General features: G+C 45.3%; 17 protein-coding genes. 5 read left to right on the forward strand and 12 right to left on the reverse strand.

Annotation, left to right across the window (positions count from 1 at the left end):
• Positions 1–76: 76 nt before the first annotated feature.
• The 5 genes from FC07_RS08780 to FC07_RS08800 all read right to left on the reverse strand — a co-directional run bounded on the left by FC07_RS08780 (position 77) and on the right by FC07_RS08800 (position 5,573).
• Positions 77–1,183, reverse strand: a complete 1,107-nt coding sequence (locus tag FC07_RS08780; protein ID WP_057904730.1) for an AI-2E family transporter — start codon at positions 1,181–1,183, stop codon at positions 77–79.
• Positions 1,184–1,238: 55 nt separating this feature from the next.
• Positions 1,239–2,399 (reverse strand): DUF998 domain-containing protein, encoded by a 1,161-nt coding sequence (locus tag FC07_RS08785; RefSeq protein ID WP_057904731.1) that lies wholly within the window; start codon positions 2,397–2,399, stop codon positions 1,239–1,241.
• Entirely contained in the window at positions 2,396–3,076 is a 681-nt protein-coding gene (locus tag FC07_RS08790; RefSeq protein WP_057904732.1) for an MgtC/SapB family protein, read from the reverse strand. The genes FC07_RS08785 and FC07_RS08790 overlap by 4 nt, the downstream gene beginning before the upstream one ends.
• A 125-nt stretch (positions 3,077–3,201) precedes the next feature.
• Positions 3,202–4,932 (reverse strand): ABC transporter ATP-binding protein, encoded by a 1,731-nt coding sequence (locus tag FC07_RS08795; RefSeq protein ID WP_057904733.1) that lies wholly within the window; start codon positions 4,930–4,932, stop codon positions 3,202–3,204.
• A gap of 14 nt (positions 4,933–4,946) precedes the next feature.
• Positions 4,947–5,573 carry a MarR family winged helix-turn-helix transcriptional regulator gene (locus FC07_RS08800; protein ID WP_057904734.1) on the reverse strand — a complete coding sequence of 209 codons (627 nt, stop codon included), beginning with the start codon at positions 5,571–5,573 and terminating at the stop codon, positions 4,947–4,949.
• Positions 5,574–5,852: 279 nt separating this feature from the next.
• Between FC07_RS08800 and FC07_RS08805 the strand changes: the two genes are divergently transcribed.
• Positions 5,853–6,059: a hypothetical protein gene (locus tag FC07_RS08805; RefSeq protein ID WP_155797792.1), complete on the forward strand. Its 207-nt coding sequence runs from the start codon at positions 5,853–5,855 to the stop codon at positions 6,057–6,059.
• A gap of 46 nt (positions 6,060–6,105) precedes the next feature.
• Here the strand turns inward: FC07_RS08805 and FC07_RS08810 are convergent, their stop codons facing one another.
• Entirely contained in the window at positions 6,106–6,903 is a 798-nt protein-coding gene (locus tag FC07_RS08810; RefSeq protein ID WP_057904736.1) for a hypothetical protein, read from the reverse strand.
• A gap of 279 nt (positions 6,904–7,182) precedes the next feature.
• Between FC07_RS08810 and FC07_RS08815 the strand changes: the two genes are divergently transcribed.
• Positions 7,183–8,049, forward strand: coding sequence for a DegV family protein (locus tag FC07_RS08815; protein WP_057904737.1), 867 nt, complete (start codon positions 7,183–7,185; stop codon positions 8,047–8,049).
• Positions 8,050–8,155: 106 nt separating this feature from the next.
• Here the strand turns inward: FC07_RS08815 and FC07_RS08820 are convergent, their stop codons facing one another.
• From FC07_RS08820 to FC07_RS08835, 4 genes are all read right to left on the reverse strand, one after another.
• Positions 8,156–9,106, reverse strand: coding sequence for a Ppx/GppA family phosphatase (locus tag FC07_RS08820; protein ID WP_057904738.1), 951 nt, complete (start codon positions 9,104–9,106; stop codon positions 8,156–8,158).
• Complete coding sequence (locus tag FC07_RS08825) at positions 9,106–11,244, reverse strand: RNA degradosome polyphosphate kinase (protein ID WP_057904739.1); 2,139 nt, start codon at positions 11,242–11,244, stop codon at positions 9,106–9,108. The genes FC07_RS08820 and FC07_RS08825 overlap by 1 nt, the downstream gene beginning before the upstream one ends.
• A gap of 29 nt (positions 11,245–11,273) precedes the next feature.
• Positions 11,274–12,806, reverse strand: coding sequence for a Ppx/GppA phosphatase family protein (locus FC07_RS08830; protein ID WP_057904740.1), 1,533 nt, complete (start codon positions 12,804–12,806; stop codon positions 11,274–11,276).
• Between the two features lie 135 nt (positions 12,807–12,941).
• Positions 12,942–13,352, reverse strand: a complete 411-nt coding sequence (locus tag FC07_RS08835; protein WP_057904755.1) for a peptide deformylase — start codon at positions 13,350–13,352, stop codon at positions 12,942–12,944.
• Between the two features lie 215 nt (positions 13,353–13,567).
• On the opposite strand from FC07_RS08835, the gene FC07_RS08840 reads away from it, so the two are divergent.
• The gene (locus FC07_RS08840) at positions 13,568–14,005 is read left to right on the forward strand and encodes a MarR family winged helix-turn-helix transcriptional regulator (protein ID WP_057904741.1); all 438 of its coding nucleotides are present in this window, start codon (positions 13,568–13,570) and stop codon (positions 14,003–14,005) included.
• A gap of 14 nt (positions 14,006–14,019) precedes the next feature.
• Positions 14,020–14,481: a glutathione peroxidase gene (locus FC07_RS08845; protein ID WP_057904742.1), complete on the forward strand. Its 462-nt coding sequence runs from the start codon at positions 14,020–14,022 to the stop codon at positions 14,479–14,481.
• Between the two features lie 45 nt (positions 14,482–14,526).
• Here FC07_RS08845 and FC07_RS08850 read toward each other — a convergent pair whose 3' ends face one another.
• Complete coding sequence (locus tag FC07_RS08850; protein WP_057904743.1) at positions 14,527–15,663, reverse strand: baeRF6 domain-containing protein; 1,137 nt, start codon at positions 15,661–15,663, stop codon at positions 14,527–14,529.
• A gap of 477 nt (positions 15,664–16,140) precedes the next feature.
• Between FC07_RS08850 and FC07_RS08855 the strand changes: the two genes are divergently transcribed.
• Complete coding sequence (locus FC07_RS08855) at positions 16,141–16,704, forward strand: redoxin domain-containing protein (RefSeq protein WP_057904744.1); 564 nt, start codon at positions 16,141–16,143, stop codon at positions 16,702–16,704.
• A gap of 228 nt (positions 16,705–16,932) precedes the next feature.
• On the opposite strand, the gene FC07_RS08860 is transcribed toward FC07_RS08855, so the two are convergent.
• Entirely contained in the window at positions 16,933–18,771 is a 1,839-nt protein-coding gene (locus tag FC07_RS08860; protein WP_057904745.1) for a hypothetical protein, read from the reverse strand.
• Positions 18,772–18,773: the final 2 nt, after the last annotated feature.

Here is an 18,773-nt window from a genome sequence, read left to right on the forward strand (position 1 = left end):
TTTCAGATAAATTTAAAATCGGCCGGGTGCGGTGCGCAAACCAAAATAAGTAATTATGATCCAGTCACCTGTTTGATCATGATTTTAATTTGGCAGTCGTGGCCTGACTTAACAGACGATAACCAGTAGCCACCACAGGAACCCCTAGTAAAATACCTAGAAAGCCCCCTAAACCACTGCCAACCGTAATGGCTGCTAATACCCACAACCCTGGCAGACCAATGGAGGTGCCCACCACTTTAGGATAGATCAAATGCCCTTCAAGTTGTTGTAAGGCTAAAATAAAGACGATAAACAGCAGGGCCTTGACGGGATCATTGACCCCAATCAAAAGGCAGCCCACAGCGGCGCCAATCCAGGCCCCGAAAATCGGGATCAACGCCATCATCCCCACAAAAGCCCCAATCGAAACTGCATATGGAAAACGGAAAAGCCACATGCCGATCATACACAACGTGCCTAAAATTACAGCCTCCGTCACTTGTCCCACAATAAAGCTACTAAAAACTTGATGCGTGGTGCTTAACACATGGTGCAAAGGCCGTTGCCAGCTAGGCTTGATAAAGGCCTTCCCCACCCGCTTGATATTGCGCAATAATTTTTCTTTACTACTTAACATATAAATGGCAAAAATCAACGCTAATACGCCGTCAAAAGCCCCTTTGGCAACCGTACTAAACACGGTAACCGTTGAGCCGAGAATACCGCCTAACCCAGAGGTAAAGTACTTCATCACTTTTGATTCAATACTGCTCCAATCCAGCGTCACACTGCTAAGTTGCTTTTGAATCAATGGCAACTGATCTGTTTGTTGCACCCACTTCACAAAGTGTTGCGCAATTAATGGCATCGCTGCAAAAAACTCGGATAGTGCTTTGCCAAATTGCGGGAGTACCAAACGTAAAATTAGCGCAATCACCAAAATAACGATCAAAAAGGTCAGTAATAAGCTCACCACGCGCCGCGTTTTCACCACGATTTTGCGTTGTGATCTCGGAAAATACCATTTTTCGATTCGACTGCACAAAAGATCTAAAATATAAGCTAGTGCAGCGCCTAAAATCAATGGTAGCAAAATACCCACCAGGCTATGGCCAAAGCCCACCAGTTGTTTGGGATAAATCAACCCGACTAAAATAATAACCCCTAAAGCCGTATAGCCTAAAATCTGTCGTCGTTTCAAACCCTCAGTCCCTTCCAAATAATCGCTTCAATTTAACGTTAATCCCTTGCTGCCCTTACTCACGAATCACGATTTCCGCTTGATAGGTGGTGGGCAGCACTAACTGCTGAATTTGTCGAAATAACAGTAATACCCAGCTAAAGGCCAGGCTAAACGCACTTAATTCAAAAGCGGTCAGCGATAAATACCCCACCACTTGAAATGCAATATCCAAGCCTACCAAAACACCGCCTAATAACAGTGACAGTTGTAAGAAAGACTTGGGGATCTGTGGTAACAGCCAGTGTAAGCTGATCATGATCACCAAGGCAAAATAAATCAGCAAATTCGCCACTTGATCATGTAGCCAATGGTAACGCTGATCATTGGGAAATACGCCGATCAACCCTAGATCCACCGCCATTAAGGTCATCAGCACACGTAACACTTGTAGTCGGGCGGAGGCCCCATAACGCTCACGTAACAGAATAAATAAATGATCGACTAAGGCCACCACAATCAACGCGGAAAAGATCAGGGTTAAATTAAATTGCCAACTATTGCTGGCTAACTTCGTACCTAAAAAACTTAAGTTATACTGCCACCAACGACGCTGACCATTGGCGGCCATTGCGATCAACGTCCCACCAATAATGACCAGCATCAAACAATTCATAAACATTTGCGACGTGATGGTTTGGGCAATGTAACACATCGCCACATTGATCAGCCAGCAAAATACAAAAAAAATCATCACCGCTGTGCCAAGCCCAAACGTGCTCCCTGCAAAAGCGGAGCCCATTAACCAAAACACGCCTAGTAAGGCGACAATCAAAATACCGACAAAAGAAAGCACGATCACTGGCAAATTCCGCCAATATAACTTTGTTGAAAAATCATTGGTCATTTGCCGCCGATTTTTCACTAAAAACACACTGAATAGCACTGAACCAGTTAGTGCGCCTAACAGAATCACCCAACTGGCAATAGACTGTTCGCCAACCAATTTAATTTGGTGGGTCTGCCGGCAACCGATATAAAAAATCACACTGGCGCATACGGCAAACACAGTTGGCCACCGCCAAGCAACTTCAGCTAAGCCACCACGATCATGATCCGCTAACACCAGTTTATGTTGCTTTAGTACCACTTGCAACGTTTGTCCATTGTCAATTGCTGCCGCGCGTACCGCATCTTGCGGCAGTTTTAAACATACCTCGACCTCATCCTGTTTCAATTTTGCCAGTCCTCTCGCTTAACTTGTAGCACCATTGCTTGTTGCGACAACGCTAATAATAATAAATCAATATTTTCCTGTGCTGTCAACTGGGCATCGATTGCTAAGATAATTTGTTCTGGTGTGATCGAACTCACCGTCACACTTTGGTGTTGAAAACCAGCTTGTGCTAATAATTGCCGAATCGTCGCAAGCGTTTGCCCTTTATTTTCCAGCACCAGCCGACAATGAAAGTGTTTTTGCCGTAGTAAAAACTTAAAAATCGTATTTTCCCGCAACAAATATTGAACCAAGACAATTAAAATAGCCGCCGTTAATCCCAAGCTTTCCATACCAGCACCAATGGCTAAGCCAACAATCGCGGTGGTCCAAACACCTGCCGCCGTGGTCAGGCCATTGACCCCTTCACCTTTTAACAAAATCGTCCCGGCACCAATAAAACTGATCCCACTGATGATCTGCGCCCCGATACGCGCCGGGTCTAAGCGCATGCCATGCAGCATCAACACATCGGTAAACCCATACTTTGAAATAATCATTGCCAAAGCAGCGCCAATCGCAACGATCACATGGGTGCGGATCCCAGCATTTTTAAGTCGACGCGTTCGCTCATAGCCAATTAAACCACCACAACCAGCCGCCAACAAAAGCCGTCCGATCCAAACAACTTGCAGCATCGCTGTTCACCCTTTCTGATTAATTTTCGAAAGCTTAACTGCTACTAGCATAACGCATTTCAGGCAATCCTGACCACACAAAAAGAGACCTGTTATCACACAGATCTCTTTCAAAAATTGATATTTTAGGACGCCAATTGACTGGTCACATATTCGCGATATAACGGATGGCTGGCCACTAGCTCTTTGTGTGTGCCGTGACCACTGACTTGACCTTTCTCAATGAAATAAATTTCGTCAGCGTCCACAATGGTGCTTAAGCGATGGGCGATGATCAACGTTGTCCGATCTTTCATTAATTCGGCCAAAGCTTGTTGCACCATCATTTCAGATTCTGCGTCTAAATTGGCAGTTGCCTCATCCAGCAATAAAATTTGCGGATCCCTTAAAAAGGCCCGGGCAATGGCTAATCGTTGCCGTTGCCCACCAGATAACTTCACACCACGTTCACCAACTTGCGTGTCCAGTCCTTCCGACAACGCTTTAACAAAATCAGTGGCATAAGCCAGTGCTAAAACGTGCCACAATTGGTCATCGGTGTAAGTCCCAGTTAGACCGTACGTCAAGTTGTAACGAATGGTGCCCGCTAGCATAGGGGCATCTTGCCCCACAAGGCCAATTTGTGACCGCCAACTGGCCAAATTTAAAGCAGCCACATCGGTATCCCCTAACCGGATCTGACCGGCTGTGGGATGATAAAAGCGTTCTAACAAACTAAAAATCGTTGATTTCCCACCACCAGAAGGGCCTGCAAAAGCGACTACCGTATTGGGTTTCGCGGTGAAGGAAACCTGCTGTAAAATCGGTTGATCCGGTAGGTAACTAAAATCAACATGATCCATGGTCAATACTTGGCCAGTGGCTTGGGCCGGTACGCCGCTGATCTGATCTTCCTCAGGTTCCTGCAACAGTTCATTGATCCGCGCCGTCGAGCCGCTAGTTTTTGCTAAATCAGAGAAAAACTGCCCGGCTGTCCCAAATGGACCGATCATTTGCACTAAGTACATCAAGAAGGAAAACATCATGCCCATACTCATGGTGCCTTGGGCCACACGATTAGCCCCATACGCCAACATGCCCACTACTAGGCCCATCATCACCATGGTCATTAACGGTCCTGCAACAGAATCGTAAATGGCTTCTTTTAGGCCAATTTGATACAACTTTTGAATGCTGTTATGCCCGGTTTGCTGTTCAAAGTGTTCCGCATTGGATGACTTCATCAGCCGAACTTCACTTAAGACATCGCCTGCTTCACCGTTAAACCCAGCTAAGGCATCTTGGCGTGCATGCCCGACTTGCCGCGAACGACGTGCAACGGGCATCATCACCACCATGACTAATGGCACAGCAATGAACATGATCAATGTCATATGCCAATCCATCAGCAACATTAAGACCAAGGCCCCGACTAATTGCAACAGCGATGTCGCCATGCGCGGAACAGAATTAGCCAACAGATCCTTGACCTGGGTAGAATCATTCACCAGTCGTGACGTGATCTCGCCGGACTTGGTGTCATCAAAATAGTGGACCGGCAATCGTAATAACTTTTGCCACAAAAATTCACGCAGCTTCGCCACCACATCTTCACCGAAAAAGCCGAGTACGGCACCTGAAACACTACTGATCAAGGCGCTGCCAATAAATAAGGCAATCACCGCAACCACCAAACCTGGATCGATATGATGCCCCAAACCGTTGATCAAGTTTTTCGCAAACTGGGGCACCAATAGCTGACTGCCGGTGGCGACCAAGCCTAACAGTAGGCCGACCACCAATTGCCAATACCGTGGCTTGATCGCCACAATTAAGCGTACAAAATCTTTTAATTTAAACCGTGATGGCTGTTGCACTTTAAAAGCCCCCTTTAGTCCTCAAATGGTCCGCGAAAGCCGTTGGGAAAACGGCCGTCAAAAGGCCCACGACCACGCTGATGCTTGGCCCGCTTAAGCTGTTTTGCCTGTTTAAAAAAGTCCTGCCAATCAGTATCGCGATGGGCCTGTTTTAAAAAGGCTTGCCAATCCGTGTTTTCCCAAGTCACAGGATTGTCTTCTAAATGTTGAACCAATTTGGCCATTAATTGCGTCAACTGCTGTTGTTCATCCGCAGTCAATCCAGCAAAAAGGCTTTCCGACAGTTCATCTTTTAATTGATGCGAGTTATCCAGAAAGTTTTGACCGGCTTCCGTTAAAACGATTTGTAAAATACGCTTGTCATTTTCATCCGGCTGACGTGTGATAAACCCGCGTTCTTCCAATTTATTCACCAAAGCGCTGGCAGAACTTGGGCGAATGTCCAAGGCTTCCACAATTTGTGAATTGGTTAATTGGCCTTTGTCCGCCAATAAGCGCAGCACCCGTAATTGGCCTTGTTGTGGTTGCCGTGAATGGCCGTGTTTATCAAATTGCCAGCTTTTCATTGCTACACTAATGAAGCCATGTTGTTGCATTAAGCGGCCGAATAATTGTAAAAGTGTTTGTGAATCGTGTGTCATTTCATCAGATCCTTTATTGAGATTTTAGTTCGTTTTTATTTTATGAAACTAACTAACAGGGCCTATTATAATTAGTTAGTTTATATTTGTCAACACGAACTAAATAGAAAGTTGATTTATTTTTTCTATCAGGTCTGGGTCTTGCTATGACGGGATTTTCGGTGCTTCGTAACCGATTACACCCACTGTAGCATGCACACAATTGATTCAAATCAACTTGTTTATCCGTTTAAAGTGAGTATTCTGGAAGACAATCGAATGATTTTGGGGGCAGTTCATATGGAAATCACACATCAGCATCATACAAATCATCATTTTTTGGCGCTTGGGTTAATTTTAGTCTTGGTTATTTTCGGTATCGCAACAGCACAACAACCTCAAGCTCCTGCTAGTCAACCGACACAAACCAGTGTGCAGCACTTTTATGCCCAGCACCACGGGTTTTCAAATTTACTATTTCTAAACCACGGTCATAGTTTAGACTAACAAAAATCCTACCACCTCCGACTAATGACGGAAATGATAGGATTTTTTAAATGGTTGCAATTTGTTGTGCCAATGCGGCAATGGCAGGGGCCACCGCCGAGGCCTCAGCGGTGGTCACAGCATGATAAAACGCATTGATCTGTTGCACCAGCTGCGGTGCTGTCACCAGTGCTGCTAATTCAGTGGTTGTAATGGTTGCGCCAGTGCCATACTGATCAGCTGCCACTAATAATAAAATCACCATGCTATTGATCAACTCTTCGCCTAGTTGGATATAGCCAGTTGGCGTAGGGCGCATAAAAGGTGACACTAACACTTGCGCAGTGCGGTGAAATTCTTGCTGCCAAAATTGGATCAAGCTTTGCTTTGAAACAACCGGCATTGGCGTTAAAATTTGTTGTAGCCGGCTTAACTCATCTTGATTTTCCCATAAAATTTCAGCCTGTTGTAATGCGCCTAATAATTTTAACCGCGCGACAACCGTTGGCCGCGTTGTTTGGCTTAAATCACCGGCCAAACCCCAACGGACCGCTGTTTCCAGGGCTTGTAGTGCCTGAACGGTGACTAACAAGCGCCCTGTTGGCCATTCAATTATGACTTGATGCAACCGTTGTGCCATAAAGGGTGTCACTTTGACTTTTTCACGAGTCGCCAAATCAAAACTTTCCTTCAAAAATGTGAGCAATCGCGGTTCGGTGACGTACAAATCAAAATCAGTTGTGCCATAAATCAACAACGCATCTGGTTGGTCAACACGCGCCAAATAAGCAATTGCGGCTAAGCCGCGATTACTAGTATTCCAGATCACTTTGGTAAATCTCTCAATGATTGTTCGGTCTATCATCACATGAGCCTTCTTTTCTAAATCAGTCGTTCGTTATTTTTGGTTTAGATGTCTGGCTTATTTTACCATAAATAAAAACCAAATCAGGCCTATTTTCGAAAGTTTTTTTCAAAAATGATATTTTATTAAGTTACAAAACAGCCAGCATTGATTGACGTACTTTAAGGTAGACTGGCCTTTTAGTGACGCACTGTGCTTTCGTTCAAAATATTTTTTCACATTTTATGCTGAGTTGGTGTTATATTTAGGCCATGCCAAATTTCAATTTGAGGTGAACTTATGTATCAACTAATTACTGATTCAGGCTGCGACTTGCCTTTTCAAACGTTGCAAGCCCATCATGTGGCCTTTGTTTCCATGCATTTCAATTTAGACGGCCAAGAAATAACAGATGATCTCGGACAAAGCTATGACATTAATGATTGTTTTGAAAAAATTGCGGCAGGTGTCATGCCAACCACAACGCAAGTGAATGTCGGTGAATTTTTAAATTGCTTTACCCCTTATGTTGAAGCAAAAACACCGATTCTTTACTTAGGTTTCTCATCTGGTTTAAGCGGCACATACAACAGCGCCGTGCAAGCACGCGCCATGTTACTAGAGGATCATCCTGACGCTGAGATCTATGTAGTTGACTCTCGGGCCGCTAGTGCTGGTTTAGGCTTAATGGTATTAGATGCCGTTGCCAAACAAGCTGCCGGCATGCCTATCGCTGAATTGGCCCAATGGTTAACCGAGCAACGGAATTACTACCATCAATGGTTTACCGTTGACGACTTGAATTATCTCTACCACGGCGGACGCTTATCCCGCACCTCGGCTGCACTTGGCACCTTGTTAAAAATCAAGCCGGTGATGAACGTTGATGAGCCAGGGCATTTGGCCGTTGTAGGAAAAGTCCGTTCCCGGGCGAAGTCCTTACAAGCCTTAGCCGACCACATTCTAACGGCTATGGGCGACCAACAAGCGACGACGATCATCATCGCCCATAGTCACGATCAGGCCGCTGCAGAAGTGGTTCAGACCAAACTAGCCGCTGCTGCCCCAGCCGCAACTATTAAACTGCTGCAAATCGGCCTGACCATTTCCAGTCACACTGGCATTAGCTGTGTAGCCGTGTTTGTCCACGGTACCATCGAACGTTAAGCAAACCGCTCTATTTTTTGATGAACTATCCGGTATTATTCAGACAATTTTTTATTTTTAATCCAAACAAAAAACAGACGCAAACGACGTCTGTTTTTTGTTTGACCTAATCCACTTTACCTTGCTCTTGTAATTGTGATAAATGCTCGAATAAAACCCCTTCGCGTAACCCATTCTGGGAGAATGTCACGCGGTCGGAATCTAAATAACGGGTCATCGCTACTAAAGGTGTTAGCCCTGCTGCAATAATGTCGGCACGCTCTTTGGCCAACCCAGGAATCTTTTTACGGGCCGCGTAATCCTTGCTGACAATATCGGCATAAATGTCATCTGCTGCCGGCACCGGCATATGGTAGCCGTGAATATCTTCGAAGTTTAAGAAATTGGACTGCTTGCGCTGGATCTTAGCCAGGGTTCGATTACTCCCACCTAACGCAACAATTGGCAAATTTTGCGCCTTATGCAGCCACCAAACACCGTTAAATAATTGGTTCATAAACGTATACGCCCGGAATAAATCAGCCGCTTTGATCACATCTGTACTTTGACCAAAAAAGCGCTCCGTTAAATTGACGGATCCAATCGGCAAACTGATCAAATGTTGTGCCTTGCTATTTTGTACCAGAATCAGTTCACAACTGGCACCACCAGTATCCATGATCAAACAGTTCGCCACTGGCAAGGTGTTGATGACCCCTAGAAAATCATAATGCGCTTCTTGCGTTCCTGGGATCACTTCTAAATTCAAATCTGGCGCCACGCGACTGACTTGCTTTAAAAAGTCCTTTTTATTTTTTGCCATTCGTACAGCAGCTGTTGCTACTGCTTTAAGTTTCACATTCGGCAATTCCTGGTAAATGGTTTGAAAATCATTTAACGTGGCCAACGTGCGTTCCATGGCTGGCGGTTGAAGCAGCCGGTCACCATTCATGTTTTCAGAAAGCCGAACCATCGCCTTTTCTCGGCGCACCACTTGGTACGTCCCATCGTCTTGAATCGCGGTGATCGTCATGCGTGCTGAGCTTGAGCCTAAATCAATGACTGCAAAATTTTCCATTAATCGTCATCCTCCGTTAACTCATCTTGGGGTTTCTTCATTGGGATAAAGTGCGTTTGTGGGGCTTGTTCTTTCGGTAAATGGGCTTGCCGGTGGGCCACCGCTTCTGCAACCAGCGTTTCCTGCATGTTCAACGGTGTCAATCCACGCCGGTTAACCCGCTCGTAGTGGCCATCTGGTTGCAGCACTCGGGTTTTCAAATTATCTCGCCACATCAAATCATAAATCCGCAAAATACGCTGTTTCACATCAGCTTGGAAAATCGGGAACAACAATTCAACTCGCCGTGAAATATTGCGGTTCATTAGATCTGCGCTGGACAAGTAAAGTTTTTCTTCGCCGCCAGCGTAAAAATAGTAGATCCGACTGTGCTCCAAAAAGCGACCAACGATCGAATGGACGGTAATGTTGTCACCAACACCCGCAACCCCTGTTTTCAAACGGCAAATGCCACGGACGATCAAGTCGATTTTAACACCAGCCGCACCGGCTGCATAAAGTTGCTCAATCAAATCTTTGTCGGATAACGAATTCATTTTCATACGAATGACTGCTTTTTTACCCGCTTTGGCTTGCGCCACTTCATCTTGGATCCGTTGCTTCAAAAACGGCCGTAGCGTCAATGGTGCAATATTCAATACTTCAAATTGTTCCGGCTCTGAAAAACCGGACAGCATATTGAAAATATTCGAGGCATCGACGCCCATTCTTGGATCAGCGGTAAATAACCCAAAGTCCGTGTATAAATTGGCGGTGACATCGTTGTAATTCCCAGTGGCCATGTGCATGTACCGGCGAATGCCATCATTTTCACGACGTACCACCAACAACAACTTACAATGGGTTTTCAGCCCCACTAAGCCATAGATTACATGGCACCCCTTCCGTTCCAATTCATGAGCCCAATGTACGTTATTCTTTTCATCAAACCGTGCTTTCAATTCCACCAAAACGGTAACCTGCTTGCCATTTTGCGCTGCTTCACCTAAATAACGGATAATCGGCGACTGACTGGAGACCCGATAAAGCGTCATTTTAATAGCCAGCGTATTAGGATCGGTGGCAGCCTGCTTGACAAACTGGATCACCGGTTCAAAGCTGTCATACGGATGATGCAACAATAAGTCTTGCTTACGAATCGCCGCAAATAAATCATGGGTTTGTAAAGCCGGTTGAATCTCAGGTTTAAAGGGCTTAAACAACAGGTCTTCATGATTTTTCACTTGTTTAACCAATTTACCTAAAAAGTTCAGATCAATTGGACCAGAAATTTCATACACATCTGCATCATGGACTTGTAGCGCTTTTACCAAACGCTTCCGCAAGCTTTTACTGGTGGCAGACTCAATTTCTAACCGCATCACGGCCGTATGGTCTCGCATCGCCAGTTGATTGACGATTTCTTTCATAAGATCAGACGCATCTTTTTCTGCCACGTCAAAGTCCATGTCCCGAATCACTCGGAAGGCCTGGATCTCCTTCACTTTGTAACCTGTAAAGAGCTCTCCAATAAACGGTTTTAACAGTTCTTCCAACAAAATAAATTGATTTTCACCTGGCAAAGCCACCACCCGCTGAAACATATCCGGTACTTGAACCGTGGCAAAACGCTTTTCTTTTTCATCCGGCGCCGTTTTTTTCACTAACCGTAGCGCTAAGTTTAACGTGTTATTGCCAATAAACGGAAACGGCCGCGAGGCATCCACTGCCATTGGCGTCAAAACTGGCGCCAGCATTTGGTGGAAGTACTGACTGACAAACAACAGTTGTTTTTTATCCAGATCATCGTAACGCCGCAAATGAATGCCGACCTGATTCAACTGCGGCAATAACGAGCGGATCAACGTGGAATATTGCTTATCCACTAACGTATGGATTTTCTGACTTAAGGCCCTGAGCTGTTCACCAGGCCGCATCCCAGCCGCATCTGGCTCATCGTACGCTACTGCTTGCATTTTCCGCAATGACGCCACGCGCACCATAAAAAACTCATCTAAGTTACTTTGGGTGATTCCTAAAAAGCGGACCCGTTCCAGTAAGGGATTGCGTTTATCCCGTGCTTCATCTAATACGCGATCATTAAAATCAACCCAACTCAATTCTCGATTCACAAAATATTTCGGTTCACTATAATGCATGCTGCACCTACTTTCTGTTAAATCCGCTGCTACAATTGCACTTTTTTACGCCGCAAAATCGGCTTTAGCCCATAGACTTTTTGGAAAAAATCTGCCTTCTGCTGAAAGGTCCACTGCTCTAACGTCAGGTCTTGATTGGTGGTCGCGGTAATCACCACCTGTTCCGGTTGTAAGCGCAATGAGATCTTACTGATCTTATTTTGGTGACTATCATCCAAAGCGTCCGCTAAGCGTAAAATTGCCGCTAACTTTGCGACTTTCAGCCGGTCTGTTAAGTGCAGGCGCTCCACCTGACTGAGATCCAACGACGGTGAGCTGGCACTATGATAACGTGCCACCGCAGCCACAATTTGCTGTTGCGTTTTGGTTAAACCGAGCACCGCACTTTCCTGAATAATATATTCCGAGTGTAACGCATGATGATTGGCATCGATAAATAACCCTGTATCTTGCAAAATTGCCGCTAATTGAAGTAATAAACGATCCGATTTGGTCAAGCCATGAATTTTTTTCAACCGGTCAAATAATTGCCCTGCAAACATCAAAACCTGCTGCTGATGGCCTTCATCCACCTGATACCGCCGCGCAATCTGTTGGGCGCTGGTTAAAATGGCATCATCAAACTGCCACGACGTTGGGTAAAGCTGTTGCTCCTGGCTTAAATATGCCACATAGCCATCGACCATTTTCACATTTGTCAACCAGATCTGCTTCACCGCCAACCGGTCAAAGATCTGATCCAACAACAGTAAGGTCGGTTCAACCGCTGCCGCCTCAATCTCCACCAACTTTAACCGCGTCGCCAATTCCTGCTCTGATAAAGTCATCAAAGTGGCAAAGCGCTGGTCAAATTCTGCATGGCTTAACGCTTTACCTTGCTTATCACTTGCCAACAAAGGCGCAAATAACGCGGTGATCGTGCCGCTTAAAATCACCTGATCAAACTTTTCAATCGGCAACAACCGCCAAACATCGAGTAACTTTGAGCGCAAATAATCGCTTAACACCTGATCGTAGGCCGCCACTTGGTGCGCCAAGCCAGATAGCCGTTGCAGCACTTGCAACGGCCCTAACGGCAATTCACGTGTCAGCACCAAGGCCCCTTTTTGGAAGATCAACAGGTCAATGGTGGTGGCCCCAATGTGCAGCAACAACGTATTTTCTTGAATCAACTGCTGAAACGGTGCGAAAAATAAGGCAACCCCTTCATACTGCAACAATAACTCTTCATTGATCGTCATAAAATGCACGATCATCCCTGTGCGAATGTAGATCTGATCCCGAATGTAACTCATATTTGTGGCCTCAGTCACCGTATGGCTTGCCACCACTCGCATATCCGCCACACCATAGTCTTGCATTAACTGCTGAAAGCCGCGCAGTGCTTGGATCAAGGCCTCAACTGACGCATTGGCAATGGTCCCGGCCGCAATCAAATGATTCCCTAATGCGATTCGCGCATTGGCCCGCTCAATCACCTGTAAGTGCCGCAGGTCAACAATGCTAAGATCCACATTTTGTTCGCCAATCACCACAGCCCCAAAAAGCTTGCCCTTTGCCATTCTGATCCCCCCTCGTATCGTAAAAGTTGTTCCAAGTTCAAAGTCATTAAGTCGACTTGAGTGCTACGTGATATTCACTAGTTGTTCATTAGATCTGGATCCAACTGGCCTAAGCTTATGCTCCCTTTTAAACAGCTAGATCAAAATTCCCTGACAATGATCCATTTCATGCTGAATAATTTGCGCCACAAAGTCGGTGAACTGCCGCGTTTGCGGTTGAAAATGCTGGTCTAAATACTGGACGGTGATTTTTTTGTAGCGCTTAGCTGGTCGTTCACCACTTAAAGACAAGCAGCCTTCTGAAGCCTGATAAGGACCACTTTTTTGAGTGATCTTCGGGTTGACCAGCGGCAAAATTAGCGGCCCCATTTGACACACAATGATTTGCTTATTGACACCGATCATATTGGCTGCCATGCCCACACAGTCTGCTGCATGTGCCTGCAACGTATCGTTGAGATCTTGAAGCACCTGTTGATCGGCACTTGTCGCTGGCACTGATTTTTGCGCCAAAAAAGTAGGATCACAGTTAATCGTTTTAATCATTAAAGGCACCTCATTTTGTTTGTTTTCGTTAACCTTATCATACCGCATTCCACTGCTTACTGACTATTTTGGCAAACCAATTTTGTAAATTTATCGAATCCAGACCTTCATTTGTAAAAATTTCATGTTCCCCCTTGCATCTTGCCTGAAAAGGCACTATAGTAAATTTAATCAATCGTGCGCGATCAATCAACCATAAAGGAAGCTCGATGTTAATGAAACTAACGGATCAACTTTGTTTTGCGATTTATAAAACAGACCACTTGTTTAATCAATTTTACGCCCAGGTTTTAGGCGACTATCAGTTGACCTACCCACAGTACCTGGTGTTGCTAGCTCTTTGGCAAGCAGACCATCAGCGCCTGCATGACTTAGCGCAGCATTTAAACTTAGCAAGCAACACCTTAACCCCCTTGCTCAAGCGTTTAGAGACCCATGGTTGGCTGACCCGTACACGTTCCACCACTGACCGGCGCCAGCTTTTTGTTCACTTAACCGCTAAAGGCCAAGCAGCAGAACTACCGATCACCAACAAAGTCACCAGTTGTGTGCTGGATCAGCTGGGCATGTCGTTAGAAGAATACCGGCGCATGTTGGCCGATCAACAACAATTAGCGATGCAATTACAAAATTACTTACAACCTACCAAATGAAAGGAAGTTTTCACATGAGCATTTACGATTTCAACGAAACAGAAATTTCAGGACAACCATTACCTTTAGCCGATTTCAAAGGCAAAGTCGTGTTGATCGTCAATACTGCCAGTAAATGTGGTCTCGCCCCACAATTAGAAGGCCTGGAAACCTTGCATAAGACTTACGGGAAAGCTGGCTTAGTTGTGTTAGGCTTACCTTCCAACCAGTTCCATCAAGAATTGAAAACCGACAGCGATGTCCAAGAATATTGCCAAATGCACTATGGCGTCACGTTCTTAATGACTAAACCGGTGTTAGTCAATGGCGACGGTGAAGACCCCTTATTCACTTATTTGAAAGCCGAATCCGGGCATGGCCGCATTAAATGGAACTACACCAAATTTTTAGTGGGCAAAGATGGCAACCTGATCAAGCGCTATGCGCCAACCACCAAACCTAAAAAAATTGAGGCTGACATTAAAGCGGCACTTTAGGGCATTGAAAAAAGCATTCCGATGTTTGGAATGCTTTTTTAGCGTCTAATAACGTTTCACACCACAGGCTGGTCCAGCCACTGGCATGCTAGCTTGTGGCATAATGGTCACTTTACCACCTTGTTGCAAGACCAATGCACTCAGGTCAACTAATAAGTTATGGTACCGGCCGGCCATGGTGGTTTGGTCTAACCAACCATCTGGCATGACCAGACCTGGCATGGTACCATCTTCAACCAATAATAGTTCTGCTAAATTACCATGCACCGCTGCTTGCACCAGATCTGCTGCTGTTTCACAAGTCAGTTGCCGGGCAATTGCACTGGCATAATGTTGTTGCGCCATTTCAATCTGTTGCTGCTGCCAGGCCGTAAACAACGGCTGGATGGCTTCATCTAAGGCTTCCCCGGTAACGCCCACTGGTGACCGGTCAATGCGCAACGTAGTGCTTAAATGCGGGTTCTTATTAAAGCTTCTAAACAAGGCTTGATTTTCAGGTAATGCAAACAATACCAGTCGTTCAGACCGTTCTTGCGCTAAATAATCAGCCACTTGTTGATAATAACGCTCATGATCAATGGCCTGTGCTTCAGACTTACTTTGATGACTATGATAACTCACCTGGCCACTTTGACTGCCGTGGGTTTTAAAGTTTAAGTCACCACCACGTAGTTCCGTTCCCAACGCCTTTTGCAAGGTAGTCGGCGCATCGGTGGCCATTTGAACCGGCGATAATTGCTGCCCTTGATAATGGTAGAGTTGCCATTGATCTTGGCTTAGACATAATAAGTCAAACGTAAATTCACGCTGTTGTGCCGCCAACATTGGCCGTAGATCAGGATAATTGCCCACGGAAACAGTGGAAACGGACACTTGTGCTAACCGGGTCATACGAATATCATCTAACCCAATAATGATGCCTAACCCGCCGGTTAACTGCTGCTGCCATAAATGGCTTTCTTGTAAAAGCGTCGCCATTTTCGTTTGATAAGGTCGAAAATCAGCTTCCGGTGCGAAAACAGCGAATTGTTGCTGTGCCGTTTTTAAAAGGTTTTTTAAAGTTAATTGTACTTGCGTGCGCGCTTGTGGCGCTACTGGCGTTGCTAAATATAAAGAAATGAATGGATTGGTAATTTCATCGTTAACGAGGTTGCGAACCGTCATGCGTGTTGTGTTTTCCATTATAACAACATCCTTTCTTTGTACAAGCTCAAACAAATAACCTAAATCAAGCGTACCAGCTTCTATTCTAAAAAGCGACCATTATGTTGAAACGGTTTCATTTGATTTTAATGTCAAACGACATTCCGTTTGTCGTGGAAATTCATAAAAACCCCAAATTGGTATACCATCGCTAAATGATGCTTTGATGACACTGCAATGCTAATAACAGTCATCAGGATTTTTACGAACTCAGCATTCAAGCGGCAAGCGAGCAGCTTGAAAAATAGCAAGCACACCATCGCTTTCGGAATCCAGATTAAGTCCGTAGACACATAGTCTCAGTCATGTTCACGATGTTCCAACCCTGCTGTTGCCGAAGGACGTTCTTTACCAGCTACCTTAGCGAATCATTGCACCAGGATTTGACTTTCGTTTCCAGCCGTGTTTATAATGATTATGATTTAAGAATTAATCTAACTTGCGAGGCGATGTCAAATGAGTATGATCGATAAGCAAATTGAACCGTTTAAGGTGAATGCCTATCAAGCTGGTGAATTAACCACTGTTACGGACCAAGACCTGTTAGGCAAATGGGCCGTTATCCTTTTTTATCCAGCTGATTTTTCTTTCGTTTGTCCAACAGAATTAAGTGAGTTACAGGATCATTACGCAGCATTCCAATCAAATGATTGCAACGTGTACTCTGTTTCTGAAGATACAGAATTTGTCCACATGGCTTGGGCGCAAGCCACCCCAACGATTGGCAAGATCAAGTACCCGATGTTAGCCGATCCAGCTGGGAAATTAGCCCGTTTCTTCGACGTTTTAGACGCCGATTCCGGCCAAACATTCCGTGGCACCTTTATCATTGACCCTGAAGGCAAGATCAAAGCCTATGAAGTCAATGAAATGGGGATGGGCCGCAACATTGATGAAATCTTGCGTAAGCTTGAAGCTGCCCAATTTGTTGCTGAACACGGCGACCAAGTTTGTCCAGTCAACTGGCATCCTGGCGAAAAGACGTTGAAACCAGGCGCTGACTTAGTTGGTAAAATTTAAGCCGATCAAAAATAGGAACCGCCATAATGGCAGTTCCTATTTTTTTAGCTCATTTTCACCAATCCGATTTTGAATTTATCTCCTAAGAATACCTCTAACGTGCGTCATCATGCAGCCTGCGACTTTTAGCTACAAAAATAGGTAACTCAAAATTCCGAGTTCGACCCATTTTTAATGAGCGAAAGGAACCGCAGTTGGCGTTTATCGATCCAACGTCACCCAGTCCGCCTATTTCGGCACGCGTACTAGCCCGTTTTTCGTCACTTTGAACACCCCGGTTTTTACCGACTGGCCCCAAACTTGCTTGACCATTGCGGAAAAGGTTCGATGCCATTCTGGAATCGCCACGTAATCAAACGCCAAAACAGATTTTTTGAACGCGGTGCGAGACATGTTCCAATTTTCTTGGCCGACCACTTGATCGGAAAAGAAATAATACCGCCCCACGTAGCCAGCGTAATAGCTGTTCACATCATCCGCATGCGGGTCAACGATCGCAACTTTGTCATGGTTTAGCTTGGTGCGTTGATCCATGATCCGATCAAGTTGTTGCGGTAAGGCGTTCTTGCTTTGACGGTTGGCATATGCAGTACCATTTGATTCAGAAAACATCATGATGATTGAAAAAATCAACAACACCAGTGTTGTCACCTGATAGGCATTTTTTGTGAAGATCGAATGAAAAGTCCGCAGGCTGCGCTTTTCATAGCGTTGCTCATACATACTTTCATCCATCACCACCACTGCGACCATTGCAGCTAAAAACAGGCCAAAGATCACGATACTAGACATATAACGCTCATAGCCATCCAGTAACTTGGCTTCATTGTACGGCATTGCTAAGACATACATGCCAAACAAGCTGATGACATACAAGACAAACATCACATCTAGCCACAGCGTTGTTTTAAGCAACACATTGCGCCGTTTACCCCACAGCCGGATCACCAACCAGCCAACGATCAACGCGACATTGAGTAATAAGATACCGTTCGCAGACAGCGACTGGCCAGATAATAACGTCATGACCATTTTCTTGGCGATTCCTAAAATTTGGGCCGTCGTCTCATGCGCCAATTGACTTTTGTATGCTGTTGCAGAAATCTCGTGTTTGGACAAGGTGAAGGTGTGCTTGACATGCCAATTCCACCAAGCAAACGGCAGATAGGCTAGCCCACCGGCTACGGCCATGGACCCCACAGTTCGAACCGTTTTTCGCCACCACGGACCAGTCGCGAGGTGCGCCACTTGCTGGCCGAGGTACACCACCATCACGACCACATAAAACGTCCCAGAGTTTTTGACTAACAAGATGCTTGCGCCAATCAAGGCCACGCTGCCAAGTTGCCACCAAGGCTTTTGACGATACACATATACTGCAGCAACGCCTGCCACTGCCAACACTGGCAGAATGTAATCGACCAGCAAGTTATTCATCCGAATCGCAATATTGAAAACATTGGAAATCGCGATGATAAAACACAACAGCAAGGAAAACAAACCACGGGATTTATCCTTTAACACCCCAAATAGCGCATATAAGCTCGCCCAAATCAACATAAACTGCGCAACCAACATGTTACCGGCGGTAAAGCCCAGCAGTTTTACAACTCTCGTGATAAACAGCGCGGTACCAGGTGGATATGACGTGTAGGTGACTAAGGCATCATGCGCACCTGGTAAGCGCCCGGCGTAGGTCATAAACTTCACGATCAAGGCCCAATGCGTGTAATTATCGTAATGAATCAACGGGCTGATATAAAGAACCACGCCCATAAATAGCCCCATTGTAATCATCCAAATATCAAACAAGTGCGTGCCGGCAAACGGAAAGTTAAGCTTCCCAAAGGCCACGCCTAAGATCACCCCCACAAACAACCCACACCCTAGGATATTGACGATCAACATACCTCGTTCTAAGTAACCACACATCGCAAAAATGTACATCACGAAGATCTGCACCAACATGCTTGTCAGCCACGCCAGATTAACTTCGGCACCTGCCACCCGCAAGGCAAAATTAAACCCTAATAATGAAAAAATTAATACCAAAATTCCTAGTAACATAC

The organism is Loigolactobacillus bifermentans DSM 20003, from assembly GCF_001434575.1.
Taxonomy (GTDB): domain Bacteria; phylum Bacillota; class Bacilli; order Lactobacillales; family Lactobacillaceae; genus Loigolactobacillus; species Loigolactobacillus bifermentans.

Coding starts and splice junctions, on each gene's coding strand:
- FC07_RS08790 (WP_057904732.1), bottom strand. CDS start 3,076: ATGCTGCAAGTTGTTTGGATCGGACGGCTTTTGTTGGCGGCTGGTTGT.
- FC07_RS08835 (WP_057904755.1), bottom strand. CDS start 13,352: ATGATTAAAACGATTAACTGTGATCCTACTTTTTTGGCGCAAAAATCA.
- FC07_RS08845 (WP_057904742.1), top strand. CDS start 14,020: ATGAGCATTTACGATTTCAACGAAACAGAAATTTCAGGACAACCATTA.
- FC07_RS08815 (WP_057904737.1), top strand. CDS start 7,183: ATGTATCAACTAATTACTGATTCAGGCTGCGACTTGCCTTTTCAAACG.
- FC07_RS08855 (WP_057904744.1), top strand. CDS start 16,141: ATGAGTATGATCGATAAGCAAATTGAACCGTTTAAGGTGAATGCCTAT.
- FC07_RS08810 (WP_057904736.1), bottom strand. CDS start 6,903: ATGATAGACCGAACAATCATTGAGAGATTTACCAAAGTGATCTGGAAT.
- FC07_RS08800 (WP_057904734.1), bottom strand. CDS start 5,573: ATGACACACGATTCACAAACACTTTTACAATTATTCGGCCGCTTAATG.
- FC07_RS08840 (WP_057904741.1), top strand. CDS start 13,568: ATGAAACTAACGGATCAACTTTGTTTTGCGATTTATAAAACAGACCAC.
- FC07_RS08820 (WP_057904738.1), bottom strand. CDS start 9,106: ATGGAAAATTTTGCAGTCATTGATTTAGGCTCAAGCTCAGCACGCATG.
- FC07_RS08860 (WP_057904745.1), bottom strand. CDS start 18,771: ATGTTACTAGGAATTTTGGTATTAATTTTTTCATTATTAGGGTTTAAT.
- FC07_RS08850 (WP_057904743.1), bottom strand. CDS start 15,663: ATGGAAAACACAACACGCATGACGGTTCGCAACCTCGTTAACGATGAA.
- FC07_RS08825 (WP_057904739.1), bottom strand. CDS start 11,244: ATGCATTATAGTGAACCGAAATATTTTGTGAATCGAGAATTGAGTTGG.
- FC07_RS08830 (WP_057904740.1), bottom strand. CDS start 12,806: ATGGCAAAGGGCAAGCTTTTTGGGGCTGTGGTGATTGGCGAACAAAAT.
- FC07_RS08805 (WP_155797792.1), top strand. CDS start 5,853: ATGGAAATCACACATCAGCATCATACAAATCATCATTTTTTGGCGCTT.